14 protein-coding genes are annotated in these 14,825 nt (G+C 42.8%); 3 read left to right on the forward strand and 11 right to left on the reverse strand.

Features of this window, described 5'->3' with window-relative positions; all coding sequences use genetic code 11:
* Nucleotides 1–115: 115 nt before the first annotated feature.
* The 6 genes from murC to MHI41_RS13595 all read right to left on the reverse strand — a co-directional run bounded on the left by murC (nt 116) and on the right by MHI41_RS13595 (nt 7,458).
* Nucleotides 116–1,414 (reverse strand): UDP-N-acetylmuramate--L-alanine ligase, encoded by a 1,299-nt coding sequence (murC, locus tag MHI41_RS13570; RefSeq protein ID WP_008343047.1) that lies wholly within the window; start codon nt 1,412–1,414, stop codon nt 116–118.
* Nucleotides 1,415–1,716: 302 nt separating this feature from the next.
* Nucleotides 1,717–4,473, reverse strand: coding sequence for a DNA translocase FtsK (locus MHI41_RS13575; protein WP_318010717.1), 2,757 nt, complete (start codon nt 4,471–4,473; stop codon nt 1,717–1,719).
* A 196-nt stretch (nt 4,474–4,669) separates the two neighbouring features.
* The gene (ytpR, locus tag MHI41_RS13580; protein WP_050827573.1) at nt 4,670–5,275 is read right to left on the reverse strand and encodes a YtpR family tRNA-binding protein; all 606 of its coding nucleotides are present in this window, start codon (nt 5,273–5,275) and stop codon (nt 4,670–4,672) included.
* A 16-nt stretch (nt 5,276–5,291) separates the two neighbouring features.
* Nucleotides 5,292–6,104: a DUF1444 domain-containing protein gene (locus tag MHI41_RS13585; protein ID WP_007501814.1), complete on the reverse strand. Its 813-nt coding sequence runs from the start codon at nt 6,102–6,104 to the stop codon at nt 5,292–5,294.
* Nucleotides 6,105–6,122: 18 nt separating this feature from the next.
* Nucleotides 6,123–6,443: a thioredoxin family protein gene (locus MHI41_RS13590; RefSeq protein WP_003217665.1), complete on the reverse strand. Its 321-nt coding sequence runs from the start codon at nt 6,441–6,443 to the stop codon at nt 6,123–6,125.
* Nucleotides 6,430–7,458: a PTS sugar transporter subunit IIC gene (locus MHI41_RS13595; protein ID WP_019743715.1), complete on the reverse strand. Its 1,029-nt coding sequence runs from the start codon at nt 7,456–7,458 to the stop codon at nt 6,430–6,432. Before MHI41_RS13595 ends, MHI41_RS13590 begins: the two co-directional genes overlap by 14 nt.
* Before the next feature lie 200 nt (nt 7,459–7,658).
* On the opposite strand from MHI41_RS13595, the gene MHI41_RS13600 reads away from it, so the two are divergent.
* Nucleotides 7,659–8,105 (forward strand): YtoQ family protein, encoded by a 447-nt coding sequence (locus MHI41_RS13600; protein ID WP_007501817.1) that lies wholly within the window; start codon nt 7,659–7,661, stop codon nt 8,103–8,105.
* A gap of 218 nt (nt 8,106–8,323) precedes the next feature.
* Here the strand turns inward: MHI41_RS13600 and MHI41_RS13605 are convergent, their stop codons facing one another.
* Complete coding sequence (locus MHI41_RS13605; protein ID WP_159159894.1) at nt 8,324–9,397, reverse strand: M42 family metallopeptidase; 1,074 nt, start codon at nt 9,395–9,397, stop codon at nt 8,324–8,326.
* A 199-nt stretch (nt 9,398–9,596) separates the two neighbouring features.
* On the opposite strand from MHI41_RS13605, the gene MHI41_RS13610 reads away from it, so the two are divergent.
* Entirely contained in the window at nt 9,597–9,911 is a 315-nt protein-coding gene (locus tag MHI41_RS13610; protein WP_003217759.1) for a PepSY domain-containing protein, read from the forward strand.
* A gap of 41 nt (nt 9,912–9,952) precedes the next feature.
* On the opposite strand, the gene MHI41_RS13615 is transcribed toward MHI41_RS13610, so the two are convergent.
* The 3 genes from MHI41_RS13615 to trmB all read right to left on the reverse strand — a co-directional run bounded on the left by MHI41_RS13615 (nt 9,953) and on the right by trmB (nt 13,329).
* Entirely contained in the window at nt 9,953–11,650 is a 1,698-nt protein-coding gene (locus tag MHI41_RS13615; RefSeq protein WP_008343042.1) for an NAD-dependent malic enzyme, read from the reverse strand.
* Between the two features lie 73 nt (nt 11,651–11,723).
* The gene (locus tag MHI41_RS13620; protein WP_008343041.1) at nt 11,724–12,572 is read right to left on the reverse strand and encodes an MBL fold metallo-hydrolase; all 849 of its coding nucleotides are present in this window, start codon (nt 12,570–12,572) and stop codon (nt 11,724–11,726) included.
* Nucleotides 12,573–12,687: 115 nt separating this feature from the next.
* Complete coding sequence (gene trmB / locus MHI41_RS13625) at nt 12,688–13,329, reverse strand: tRNA (guanosine(46)-N7)-methyltransferase TrmB (protein WP_025207815.1); 642 nt, start codon at nt 13,327–13,329, stop codon at nt 12,688–12,690.
* 188 nt (nt 13,330–13,517) lie between these two features.
* Between trmB and MHI41_RS13630 the strand changes: the two genes are divergently transcribed.
* Nucleotides 13,518–13,793: a YtzH-like family protein gene (locus MHI41_RS13630; RefSeq protein WP_024719286.1), complete on the forward strand. Its 276-nt coding sequence runs from the start codon at nt 13,518–13,520 to the stop codon at nt 13,791–13,793.
* Here the strand turns inward: MHI41_RS13630 and MHI41_RS13635 are convergent.
* On the reverse strand, nt 13,790–14,590 hold the full coding sequence (locus MHI41_RS13635) for a phosphotransferase family protein (protein WP_205627782.1): 801 nt from the start codon (nt 14,588–14,590) through the stop codon (nt 13,790–13,792). The genes MHI41_RS13630 and MHI41_RS13635 overlap by 4 nt on opposite strands.
* Nucleotides 14,591–14,825: the final 235 nt, after the last annotated feature.

The raw sequence follows: 14,825 nt of genomic DNA on the forward strand, positions 1-14,825 counted from the left end.
ATTCCTGTCCACAGCGAACGAAAAAAAGCGGCACATCTTGTCACATTTAGCCCCTTTGTCACATTTTATTCAAAATAAAAAAGTGCCGATTGAATCGGCACTTTTTGACAGGCAATTATACTGCGACTTTCTCATAAGCACGAAGATACTTTTGAATATCTCCTGCCCCCATAAAGACCAAGATCGCATTTTCATGTGCTTTTAGCACAGATGTCTCTTCTTCTTCAATCAATTGGGCTTGCGGAATTTTTTCCCGCAAATCTTCAATGCTTAGTTTCCCAATGTTTTCACGAGCTGAACCGAAAATATCACAGAGGTATACATAGTCTGCTTTTTTCAGACTGTCTGCAAATTCACTTAAAAATTGCTGTGTACGAGTGAAAGTGTGCGGCTGGAAGACTGCTACAATATCACGGTCTGGATACTTCTGGCGAGCTGCTTCGATCGTGACTTCAATTTCAGTCGGATGGTGCGCATAATCGTCAATTAAGACTTGTTCACCGACTACTTTTTCATTAAAGCGTCGTTTCACACCGCCAAATGTCGTTAAAGCACCTTTGATGAGCTCTACATCAATGGCCTCATAGTGGCATAATGCAATGACCGCTAATGAGTTAAGGACATTGTGGTTTCCGTAAGCAGGAATGTAGAAGGTATCATAAAACGTATTACGTACAAATACATCAAATGTGGTGCCTTCTGTGTTTTTCACAACATTTCGTGCTTGGAAATCATTTTCTTCATTGAATCCGTAGTACACAACAGGTACTTTTGCTTGGATCTTGAGAAGATGCTCGTCATCACCGCAAGCGATGATAGCTTTTTTCACTTGAAGTGCCATGTTTTGAAACGCATCGAACACGTCATCAATATCCGTGAAATAATCAGGGTGATCAAAATCAATATTGGTCATGATCGCATAATCTGGATGGTAGCTGAGGAAATGTCTGCGGTATTCGCACGCTTCAAATACAAAATACTCGCTGTTTTCTTTCCCCATTCCAGATCCATCACCGATTAAGTAGGAAGTTGGTTTTGCCGCTTGCATCACATGTGCAAGCAGACCTGTTGTCGATGTTTTACCATGAGCACCAGTAATTGCAACGTTTGTGAATGAATCCATGTATTCTCCAAGAAATTTATGATAACGAATAACAGGAATCCCTTCAGAAAGAGCACGCTCAATCTCAGGGTGTGTATCTGGGAATGCATTTCCTGCAATCACCGTCATCCCTGGCTGAATATTATCTGGGTCAAATGGAAGAATTTTAATATTTCGTTCTTCTAATGCTTTTTGTGTAAAGATATGTTTTTCGATATCCGATCCTTGGACAGTATACCCAGTATCATGAAGAATTTGGGCCAGTGGACTCATACCTGTCCCTTTTATTCCAACAAAATGATAAACAGTCATAATTGTACCTCCAACAAACGTCTATCTGACTTACAGTATATGACGCTCATTTCAATTTGCAACTTGTGATTTTTGTCTCTAGCTGATCACAAATCGCAGCTCCAAATAAAGATTTTTTTCCGATCTTCCTATTCTAATCAATATTAACTATGATTAGTATCCGACAACTTTCCCATTTCTAACACCTGCTTTCGCTCATTTTCATTAAAAAGCGTTCAGACAGGCATGCGAAAAGCGTCCAATTCAAAAATTGCACCTATGTGCTATCATACCATGTTTATCAAAAAAATGAAGTGGTTTGTTTAGATCAATTGTTCTAAGTCACTCAGTGTCATGAGGACCTCTCTTGGCTTACTACCTTTTGCACCAGAGATCATCCCTTCACGTTCCATCATATCAATCAATCTCGCTGCTCGATTGTAGCCAATTCTAAACCTTCTTTGCAAACTGGATGTACTTGCACTATTTTGCTCGATGGCAAATCTGCATGCGTCCATAAACAATTCATCTTCGTCTGTAATGGCAGAGCCTTGGAGCATCAATTCTTCCTGTTCAAAAAGGAACACAGGTTTGCGCTGTTTTCTCACATGCGCTACCACTTCATCAATCTCTCGATCTGATACAAAGTTCCCTTGTAACCTTGTCGGTTTGCCAGAGCCATTTTCTAAGAACAGCATGTCTCCTTTTCCGAGAAGCTTTTCAGCACCTGCCATATCAATGATGGTTCTTGAATCCACTTGGCTTGAAACAGAGAAAGCAATTCTTGTTGGGATGTTTGCTTTAATGAGGCCTGTAATGACATCAACAGAAGGTCTTTGCGTCGCAATGAGTAAGTGAATCCCGCATGCTCTTGCTTTTTGGGCAATTCGGCAAATGCTTTCTTCGACTTCATTTGGTGCGACCATCATTAAATCAGCCAGCTCATCGATGACAACGACGAGATATGGCAGTTTTTCACCCATTTGTTTTTCTTTCACCAGTTCGTTAAATCGTTTGATTTCTCTCACACCAGAGTGTGCAAACAGTTCGTAGCGTCTTTCCATTTCATCTACTACCCATTTCAGGGCAGCTGTTGCTGTCTTGGCATCAGTAATAACTGGGCTCACAAGATGCGGAATGTGATTATACGGCGCGAGTTCGACCATTTTAGGGTCGATTAACAGCATTTTCACTTCATCAGGTGAGGCTTTAAACATCAGGCTCACGAGAATGGTATTAATACAGACACTTTTCCCTGAACCTGTTGCTCCAGCAATTAAGCCGTGCGGCATTTTTTGCAAATCAACCACAACGGGCTGACCGGAAATATCCAATCCGAGCGCCGCCGTTAATGGAGATGGATTGTCTCTAAAGGCACTGCTTCTGATCATTTCTCTCAAGAAAACCATTTTACTGTGAAGGTTCGGCACTTCGATTCCAATCGTGTTCTTCCCAGGAATCGGCGCTTCGATTCGAATATCTTTTGCAGACAAACTGAGTTTGATATCATCTGACAGGTTTGTAATTTTGTTCACTTTCACGCCTGGTTCAGGATGCACTTCAAATCTTGTAACAGAAGGACCTTGCGTCACATGAACAACACTTGCTCTGACATTGAAGTTTTTCAGTGTGGCATTGAGCAGTTCTGCCCGTTCTTTCACCCATGTTCCGTCCTCTTCTTTTTGTGCTGGCGGAACGTCTAAAAGGGCTAAACTAGGAAATACATATCCTTGTGCATCTGCCGTTTTCTTCTGTCCTTGCACGCGCTGATCACTTTTTAACATCATGACGTTAAAAGGAACGGTGGAGGTTTGACCGCTTGAGCGCTTTGGCTGTGGAGAAGACGGTTTTGGTTCTTCACGATTCGGTGCTTCTCGTTTTACTTCGGGCGTTTCTTCATGCTGCTCTGCCATATCCGCGGCGATCTCTGCTTGCCCAGAGTCAGCGAATTCATCTGATGCTTCTTCAACTGGCATGACTTCATCATCTGTTATTTCTTCTTCCGGCATAGAATCATCATCTTGCGAATCCTGTATGATCACCGGTTCTTCATGTTCAAATGCTGCCGCTGACACGTCTGCTTGACTTTCTTCTATCCATGCAGCCTCTGTTGTTTCTTCCATAGCCTCTATGTTCTTCTCTTCCAGCACCGCAGTTTCTTCTACTGGGCTTTCTATCTCCATGTCGAGTGCTGGTGATGCGCTTTCAGCTGTTTCAAATGTAAAGCTCTCTTTTTTCTCAGCATCATCTTCAAGCGGAATCATCGGCTCTTCTTGTTCAACGGTGACTGCCTGTTCTTGCTCCATCTCTAGAGGCTCTTTAGATGCTTCAGCTTGCTCCATATGTAAGAATGCTTCCCGATCGTCTTTGGTCTGTGACAAAGCTTGATCTTGATCCTCTGTCTCACTGAAAGGCTCGTCATATAAACGTTCCATCGTTGATTGAACATGATCTTGATAAGCGAGTTCCTCTTGCAAAGTAAACGGCGTCGTGACAGGTTGCTTCTCTACTTGTTCTTCTGTTTGGGCTGACATCATGTCTTCCAACCGTTGTTCTTTTCGTATAGACGGGATGTTCATTTGCTGTCTTACATTCCGTTCACGCTCTGCTTCTTCTGATAACAGTGTGACACGCTGTGACGTTTCTTCTGCGGATTTCATTTTGACAGAAGATGTGTCTTCTTTGGCTGCTGCATGTTTTGGACGCATATCCTGGTGGTAGCCATAGATGGGTGAAGGGATTTGCTCTGGTTTAAAAGGCTTTTTATTGAGATCAGGCTGCACCGTTTGTTTTGGCTGATAGGTCGTCTGCTTTGCCTTTGGCTGACTTGGCCGCGTGCGCCTTCTTTCTTGCTGCTTTGCTGCCTCACGTGCAGGTTCATCTGGAACGAGAGGAAAGCGGAAATTGCCTTTTGGATATTCATAATACACTTTCGTATCTTCAACTTTTTTATATTCTTTATGCTGTTCAACAGCTGGCTGCTTTGGTGCAATCGGACCTGTTTCAGGCCTCTCAGCTTTTTCTTCTTTTTTTTCTTCTCCTAAAAATACACTAAAAAATTTATCTAACCAACTCATCATTTATCACTCACTTTAACTCCCCTTACGTTTTCTTGGGCGATTTTTAGTATACCATTGCTTTTTCATGCAGAAAAGCGAGAAAAGTGCTACACTTTGCTGTTCATGCTGTCTGTAGATGAAAAAAAGTCACTAAGTACATACTTAGTGACTTTTGGTATAACACATTCTTCGCTCATTTGTACCCGTTTATGGGAGGTTACGCTTCAAATGGTTCGCCAGCTTGGCGGCTTCCTTCTAGAACAAGGATCCCTTTTTCAGCAGGCGCATTCGGAAGATCTAATTCTTTTGCAGAACAAATCATTCCGCTTGAAGGAACACCTCTTAGTTCAGCATCTTTGATCACCAAACCGCTCGGCATCACAGCACCAACCTTTGCAACCACAACATATTGACCTTGATCAACGTTTGGTGCACCGCACACGATTTGTAAGGTTTCATCGCCAACATCTACTTGGCAAATGTTCAGTTTATCTGCATTCGGATGTTTTTCTTTTTCCTTCACATAACCGACCACAAACTTAGGTGATAGATCAACTGTTAATGTTTCACTGACACCGTTGCGGTTCAAAATTTCATTGATATCTTGAACAAGCGTTTCAGAAAGCGGTACAGATCCGTTTTCATCAATTTTCATGTAAGTAGATGCATTGAAAATATTAAAACCTGTTGTTTCTTTTGTGTCTTGATTGAAGATTCTTACGACATCTCCAAACGTTTCATGACCTACTTCTTCTCTTGTTACATCTTTCAATGAAATAAGGAGTGTATCGCCGACACCTTCTGCATTATAAAAAACGTTCATTCTTCAAAATTCCCTTCTACTGCTGTTTTGGTCTGCTTTTTGCAAGAATAAAGATCGGTTCAAGCTTGCCTTCGTCATATAAAAATGACAAGGCCGTAATCGGAACCGTGCCACTGGCGAAGAAGCTCATCGACATTTGCCCTAAAATATCATAGCCTGATTCATTGCGTACATCTGCAATGATGAACACATCTTGATGGGGAACGGAAATAGCCATTTGCCCCTCTACTTTTTGCGCGTATTCTTGTAAAATCGATTCATTTAATATTCTGCTTGCATCGTACCCGTCGTTTGCACGGAAGAAATAAAAACGGTTGCCCGCCACTTCATCCATTTTCACGACAGTCTTTAGTGAACGGACGTTAAAACTTGCGGTTTCTCTGATTCGTTCTTTTGTCCAGTTTTCCTTTTGCAGCATCTTCTCGTCAATTAATCTGTAGGTGCTTCCAAGGTCAAGTGCATAGTAGATTCTTGTCTCTGCTGTATGCTCATCAAAAACGAGCGGAATCTTATCACTTGATGTTTCTGGAAAGGACGTTGAACGAATGACCGGATAAATGTGCTTCTCTTTACCTGAGATGTGCTGCGCTTCACCTTTCATAGCGCTGAGCGCCTCTTTCACATAATAAACGATCTCATCCAGTGTTTCATCAGGCTTTACTTCCCACTTTGCAATAATCGGCGGGAGCTCAAGCGTGATGCCCTTTCCTGTATGTTTATCTTCCACACGAAGCGTATCTTTTTCCCTGTCAAACTGGTGGGTCCAGCTGTCGTTCGTCAGACGGCTTTTCAATTGATTGGCAAGCTGTCTTGATGTCATTTTCGCCATGATAAGACCCTCCTTTCGTTATTTAGAAAGAGAATCTGTTAAAAATGCTTCAATCTCTTCCTTTGTCTTACGATCTTTGCTGACAAAACGGTTGATCTCTTGTCCGTTTTTAAAGACTAAAAAGCTTGGAATTCCGTAAATTTCCCACTCTGCACAAGTGTCGATGAACTGATCTCTATCCACATAGAAGTATTCAAATTCTGGATAGTTTGCTTCAAGCTCTGGCAAAAACGGCTCAATAAATGTGCAGTCAGGGCACCAGTCAGCTGAAAATAGTAATACGGTTAAGTCTTCTTGAATCACTTTTTGTAATTCTTCGTTTGATTCAATTTTTTTCATGTTTGATTCCTCCAGTTTGTATACTTAAATCTCCGAATTGTATATAGCCTTTCTTTCTCATCCATTCTGATACTACCAAACTAATCACTGCCGGGCCAACGATATGCAAAAGAGCAATTGCGAGGAAAACGGATGGATGAAATCCCATGACTGTGAGTGTCATGAGCTGGCCGACAAGACCGCTCGTTCCCATACCCGCTCCTGCCGCATTATTGACCATCCCAAAGCCAATAATACCAATTGGCGCAAGAATCAGTCCTGCAATCGTCGGCGGAATGAGAATGAGCGGATTTTTCACAATGTTCGGCAGCTGTAGTTTTGATGTTCCAATGCCTACCGCAGCAAGACCGCCAAAACGATTTTCTCTAAATCCTGCAGCAGCAAAGCCGACCATCTGCGCACAGCAGCCAATCGTTGCCGCACCAGCAGCAAGACCGCTTAAATCAAGCATCAGCGCAAGCGCAGCGCTTGAAATCGGTGAGCTAAGAGCAAGTCCAACAATGGTTGCAACCAGCATGCCCATGATGAGTGGACTTTGATCAGTCCCCCATACGATCAGCCTGCCGAGCCCTGTCATCACCGCCTGAATCCCAGGGCCGATGAAAGCAGCGGTGAGAAAACCTGTGATAATGGTCACAAGCGGCGTTAAAATAATATCAATTCTTGTCTCACCACTGATCAGTTTGCCTAATTCCACACCAATGAGAGCAGCCACGAAGCTTCCAGCAGGTCCCCCAAGCTCTGCTCCAGCGGCACCTGAAACAACACTTGCGAAAATAATTAAAGGAGAAGCGTTTAAGCGATAAGCAACCGCTACGCCAATTGCTGGTCCCATCAGCCCCATTGCGAGCGTTCCCATTTCCACGATGAGAGGAAATGATAACAGGCCGCCTGCTGTTTTTAAAATCAGCCCTACCACTAATGTAGCAAATAGACCTAAAGCCATATAAGAGAGTGCATCAATAAAATACACCTTTGGCGAAAGGGAAATACCCTTTCTTTTTAAATAAGTCATCAACGTCGTCTTCCTGCTTTCTCATAGGAAAGACGAAGAGGCCTGTCCTTCCCATTATATGTAGTCTTCTTACGATGAAAAATAGTCTCTACCATGAATATCATAATCATATTTTTTTTGCTTTATCAAGCACTTCTTGTGTAACATGAAAAGAAACAGGGCAAACCTTTACTAAGTTTGTGCACAAGGAGGAGATTGTTATGCAATTAACGGTTTATTTAGCTGGAGAAATTCATAGCCAGTGGCGCGATGAAATTAAGGAAAAAAGCCAGTCGTTGAAACTCCCAGTGACGTTTGTTGGTCCAATGGAGAATCATGACCGATCAGATAACATCGGAGAAGATATTTTAGGCGGGCAGCCAAATGCCATCTTGAAAGACGATGCGGCTTCTGATTTGAACAATTTCCGCACCGAACTATTATTAAATAAGGCAGACGTCGTCATCGCCCGCTTTGGTGAGAAATATAAACAGTGGAATACTGCAATGGATGCTTCTTCTGCCATCGCCAAAGGAAAACCCCTTATTTTGATTCGTCCTAAAGAATTACATCATCCACTAAAGGAACTATCAAACAAAGCAAATATCACTGTCGAAACAGTGAATCAAGCGATTAAGGCGTTGTCATACGTGTTTGAACAGGAATAAGAAAAAGGCTGTGCTCTTAATGAGACAGCCTTCATATTATTGACAAAGGGCTAAAATGAACTTTATTTTAGCCCTTTGTCTTCTTTTCAGCGTGATAGAAAACCTTTGCAGCACTAGGAAGGACGAGTACTGGCACGGAGCGAATTTCACATTCGTGAGCACCAGCTTCTACACGCTGAAGGCTGTGCTCTTAAAAGAGGCAGCCTTTTTCTTATCGTTTACACTTGTTGATAAATCGAATCCACCGTGCTTTGATCACAATTTTTCACAAGACGAACAATTAATTCTTTTGCCGCTGCATAATCGTCCACATGCAAGACAGAGTGACTTGTATGAATGTAACGCGCACATACACCAATAACAGCAGACGGTACACCTTGATTTGAGATATGAACACGTCCAGCATCCGTACCGCCCGGCGATACGAAATATTGATATGGAATATTGTTTGTTTCGGCTGTATCGAGGACAAATTCTCTCATGCCTCGGTGCGTAATCATCGTGCGATCATAAATACGAAGAAGTGCACCTTTTCCAAGCTGGCCAAATTGTGATTTGTCTCCCGTCACATCATTTGCAGGACTCGCATCTAGAGCAAAGAACAGATCCGGCTGAATCATATTCGCAGCTACCTCAGCCCCTCTGAGCCCTACTTCCTCTTGTACGGTTGCACCTGAATACAATTGACATGAGAGGGTTTCGTCTTTTAATTCTTTCAATAATTCAATGGCAAGTCCGCACCCATAGCGGTTATCCCAAGCTTTGGCTAAAATCTTTTTTGGATTGGCCATTGGGGTAAAGACCGTTGCAGGAACGATTTGCTGCCCTGGGCGGACGCCAAGCTCTTTCGCTTCTTCTTCACTGTCTGCACCAATATCAATGAGCATATCTGACGGTTTTACTGGTTTGCTTTTTTGTTCTGGTGTCAGAAGGTGAGGAGGTGTGCTCGATACAACTCCCGGAATTGGTCCGTGATCCGTATGAACATCCACGCGCTGCGCAAGCATCACTTGACTCCACCAGCCGCCAAGTGTTTGAAAACGAATCATTCCATTTTTCGTAATGGATGACACCATAAAGCCGACTTCATCCATATGACCAGCCACCATAATCTTAGGTGCCTTCTCTGGACCTTTGCGGACACCAAACACTCCGCCAAGACGATCCTGTATGAGTTCATCGGAATATTTCTCAAGTTCCTTTTTCATAAAAGCACGCACATGGTGCTCATTACCTGGAGTCCCCTGTAGTTCTGTTAAATTTCGGAAAAGCGACATTGTTTCTTCGTTCATTTGACAGTTACCCTCATTTCTATGTAATGACCATATAAATTCCTATAAAAATAACACTCACTTTATACTATAAGAATTCTTTCGGTTTTCCAAGTATCTCTCCAGAAATTTTGAATATGCTTTCAAGTATTCGGATTTCTTAACATCGCTGGACAAGTTTTGTATAATGGAAAAAACAGCAATACGGAGGTGCAGCACGTTGAAGTTAAAACATGTTCTGATTGGTGCGAGTATTGGCGTAGCCGCTGCAATTGTTGCAAAGAAAGTCTTTTTCCCGACGTATATCTCGTCTGAAAAAGCGTTAAAAATTGTGAAATCCGCTTTTAAACAGCGCGGCCCGATTGATGGCTCTTGGATTTATACTGTACCTGAACCGTATACCGTAAATGGTGAAACGATTGATGTGTACAAATCTGGCATTACACGCTCCGCCTTTGGCGAGCTTGAACAGTATGAAGTCATGATTGATGCAAAAACAGGCATGATCGTTGATGTCATTGATTCTGTTGCTTAATTAAGAAAGCTTCGCAAAGACAAGTCCTTGCGAAGCTTTTTTTAGATGGCTTTGATTTTTTTGTATACAGGGTGCCACATGGCGTCTTGCACAGCCTGAATGAGATCATCAGGGGTTTCTTCCGCAATTCCTTCGTCAATCGCTGCTTGTGCCACACGGACAGCCACTGTCGCTGAAACTGTTCGAAGCTGATCAACACTTGGAAGCATCGCAGCACCCGGTTTTCCGACATTGACCATGCTCGCAATCGCTTCAGCACTCGCAACAAACATGCTGTCTGTCATGAGGCGGGCTTTACACACAATCGTTCCAAGACCAAGCCCTGGAAACACAAGGGCATTATTTGCCTGCCCAATTTCATATGTCACACCGCCATATTCAACTGGATCAAACGGGCTTCCCGTTGTGACAAGCGCACGTCCTTCTGTCCACTCAATGAGATCTTCTGGCTTTGCCTCTGAAAGAGGTGTTGGGTTAGACATCGGTAAAATCGCTGGCCGCTCTACATGTGACGCCATTTCTTTCACTATTTCCTCTGTAAATGCCCCACCTACAGTTGAGGTACCAATTAAGATCGTAGGTTTCGCCTGCTTCACGACCTCTAACAAATCAATTGAATGCTTTGGACCATTACGTGCATAGTCCTTCACTTCATCAGAACGTCTTGCATACGGCTTTTGGAATGGCTGAATGTCAGGTGAATCATCTGTGAGCAGTCCCGTTTTATCAATACACCAGAAATGATCATATGATTCCTCTTCTTTGACACCATCTCGCACGATGGCATCACGAATTTGCTCGGCTATACCAATCCCTGCTGTACCTGCTCCAAAGATCACGATTCGGTGATCTTTCAGCGGAACCTTCGATGCTTTTGCACAAGCCAGAACGGCAGCAAGTGAGACGGCTCCAGTTCCTTGAATATCATCATTAAACGTACAAATACGGTCCTTATATTTTTCCAAAATGGCGCGCGCATTTTTTGTACCGAAGTCTTCCCAGTGAAGAAGTGCATTTGGAAAAGTCGCACGGGCAAGCTCAACATATTGATCAATAAACTGATCATAGCGCTCTCCTCGAACGCGGGAGTGCTGATTTCCCACATAAAGCGGATCATTTAAAAGGCTTTCCTGGTTGGTCCCAGCATCAAGCACCACTGCCAGCACACGGCTAGGATCAATACCTGCTGCGGCTGTATAAACAGCCAGCTTCCCGACTGAAATGGCAATTCCGCCAACACCCCAGTCGCCGATGCCTAAAATTCCTTCTGCATCTGTTGCGACAATGAGATCAATTGATTCATCCACTCCGTAAGATGCAAAAATTTCTTCCATTCCTTCTAGGTCATCAATAGATAAATAAATTCCTCTTGGCTTTCTATACTCGTGGCTGTAACGCTGAATCGCTGTTCCTACGGTCGGTGTGTAAACAATCGGCAGCATTTCTGCCAAATGCTCATTTAATAATTTATAAAAGAGCACTTCATTTCTGTCATGAAGCGCAGTTAAATAGACATTTTTCCCAAGTGCGTCTGGCTGTGCTTTGAACTGCTCATATGCACGCTTTGCTTGATCCTCTAGTGTTAACACCTTCGGCGGCAGAAATCCCTTTAACCCAAGCTCTTCCCGCTCTTCCTTTGTAAATGCGACCCCTTTGTTTAAATAAGGGACAGACATGACTTCCATCCCTCTTAACGGTGTCTCGATGACATCACCATGTACACGATAAAATTGATTCACCTGCACTCTTCCTTTCACAAGTTCATTTTGTCGTTATTTTGTGTGAAAGGCGAAAAAACATACAGATGATCTTTTATCTTCCGGTTTCTCTTTTGACCTCATGGGTCATTGCCCCGTCTTCATCCCACTTTACAGCACGGTAGATGGCATCATGATAAAACAAGTACCATGCATTGTTTTCTTCGGCGAATGCCTGCCATTTTTGCTTCGCTGGGATCGAGGTCATTGGATAATCATCGTATGCCAAGACCCATAGCGGGTTTTTATGAGCGTGTGTCGGCATGATATCCGCTAAATGTATAGCCGTTTCTCCCTGACTTGTGAGCGTTAAGATGCTATGCCCATCGCTATGTCCGCCTGTATGATGCAGGCGGATGCCTTCTGTTACTTCGATGCTATCTTCAAATGTCATGACTTGATCGGCAACAGGCTCCCAGTTTTCTTTCCAATATGTATTTCTTGAGCGGATGTTCGGCGCTCTCATTTCGTCCCATTCAATTTTGGACGTGATGATTTTTGCCTGCTGAAAAACAGACACGAGCTCATCGCCTTCACGTTTTGTCAGCCCGCTTGCATGATCAAAATGCAAATGAGTCATTAAGACGTAATCTATATCAGATGGGCGCAAACCGAGAGCCGCAAGTGATTCTTCTATTTTCGTTTCCTCTGTGACGCCATAATTGCGTTTTTGTTTCTCTGTCAGCTTCCCTGACCCGATGCCGGAATCTACTAACAGATGAAGACCGTTCCACCGTATGAGCATTGGATCACACCGTAATTCAATTTGATTTCGATCATTCACAGGGTATTTTTTTGACCATAATGGCTTTGGCACCACGCCAAACATGGCACCGCCATCCATGTGTGTATCTCCCCCATTTAACCAGAACAGTTCCATTTCACCTATTTTCATTGTCTCCATTGCTGTCATCCCTCCTTTTTCTATCGTAGCAAATACAAAGGAAAATCGCATGTGCTAATCTTTTCATCAAAAAAGCTGACCGCAATCGTTCGTTGCAGCCAGCTTTGTTCGCTTTTTATTCAGGGAATTTTACTTCTGATCGATAGATCGGTTGTCCCATGGAAGAGAATTTCTCTTCATATTCTGTCATGACATTTCCTTCGAGACCATCCTCATGTAAATCAAGGCTCACATACGTTAAAAGGAGTCCGTAAGACGAAAAGCTTTTCAAGGAATATTCAAATAGTCCGCGGTTATCGGTTTTGAAATGTAATTCACCGCCTGGACGGAGGATCTGTTCATATCGCTTTAAAAAAGCTTTAAATGTCAATCTCCGTTTTTCATGCCTTGATTTTGGCCACGGATCAGAGAAGTTTAAATACACCCGATCAATCTCATTTTCCGCAAAGACATCTGTCAGTGTCTCTGCGTTGATGTTTAGAAGCTTTACGTTTTCTACATCTGTTTCTTTGATTTTATCGACTGCCGTCACAATGACACTTTTAAATAATTCAATGCCGATATAGTTTATCTCAGGATGAAGCTTGCCCATTCCGGCAATAAAACTCCCTTTTCCTGTACCGACTTCGATATGGATTGGATGATCATTTCCAAACAGCTCATGCCATTTCCCTTTGTATTGTTCAGGGTTGGCTAAAGCAATATGAGCATTTTCAGCTAAGTAATCATCCGCCCACGGTTTATGTCGCATTCTCAATTTGATACACCTCTATTTTCTTTACATTTTATCAAGATACCATGAAACATAAAGAGCCGCAAGACAGCAACTTATCCGCACATATGAAAAAGACCAGCTGCTATTTGGGCTGGTCTGCTTCATGTATAAAATCAAAGCTGAATGCACAGTTTAACCACATAAATGACACGCTTGAAAGGAGCATACGTATGGGATTAAACCGCCAACATCAGCTTCAATTAATCAAAGATATTTTAACTGATCACCAGCTGGATTGCTGCGGGACTGTTGCAGAATATGAACAGGTGGGACGAGTGATTCAATTAATGCTGGCAAAAGAAGATTTGGATGCTGACGTTCGTCAGCTACTAACCGATATTTATGATTACAGCCAAAAAGGCACTTCTGTCAGTTCAATTGATGCACATATCGAAGCGCATCAATCGCATCTATCTGACTGGGTCGAGAACATTCCACTGTCTTAATGGATGTTTAACCGTTTTAAGAGTGCATGTAGCTCGGCTTGCACTTCTTTTTGCGCCTTTTCATTTCCTTTTCTTTTATGCCAAACGACAAACGATACGGTTTCAGCCAGCACATACCATGCCATGCGTTTTCGCAAGTTGTCAGTCAGCGGAGCACCATACATAGAGAGCCAGCTTTCCCAGTTCTCTTCTTCAACATAATGGTATAAGAGCGGTCCAAGATCAATCGCTGGATCTGCAATCATTGCCCCATCCCAATCAATTAAAAAGAGCTGATTTTCATCTGTCAGCAGCCAATTATTATGGTTGAGGTCACAATGGCATACGACCTTATCCTCGAAATGAACTGCCTCCACATGTTTCTCTAAATACTGGATAGCACGCGTGATATCATGTGAGTCAATCTGCTCTTTTAAGATCGATGCCTTGAGATGCATCAAGATCGATGCCGGGTCAAGCGAGTGCTTTTCTAATCGTTTCAGCATATCGAGCAGCTCTTTTGATGTATGAATTTTTCTTAGCTGCTCCGCTACAGGACGGTCATTCATGTCCTTTGGCTTCAGCTCTCTGCCGCTCAGCCAGTGCTGCGCAGTAATGACATCCCCATTTTCCATCCGTTTTGTCCAGACAAGCTTCGGCACAATGCCTTCAGCTGACAAAACCGCAAGAAACGGTGACGTATTGCGTTTTAAAAATAGCTTTTGGTCATTGTGTGTTGCGAAGTACGCATCTCCCGTAGCGCCTCCAGCAGGAGAGATGTGCCATTCGCTACCTAATATTTGTCCCAACCAGTTCATATCAATTTTCAACCCATCATTTCTTAAAATATTTTAAATCATGCTTTTTTAGTCGACAAAATTCAGCCGATTGAGATCAATTGGCTGTTTATTTTTTATTTATATGATCATAAAAACAAAAAGGACAGCTATTGAGAATGAGATGCTAAACAATAGCCGTCCTATAGATTTTATCGCTACCTTCTTATACTCGTCAAGCAAAACTAGAAAATCAGGACAAGAACCTTATGAAAAA

This window comes from Bacillus sp. FSL M7-0307 (genome assembly GCF_038627835.1).
GTDB classification, from domain to species: Bacteria; Bacillota; Bacilli; order Bacillales; family Bacillaceae; genus Bacillus; species Bacillus altitudinis.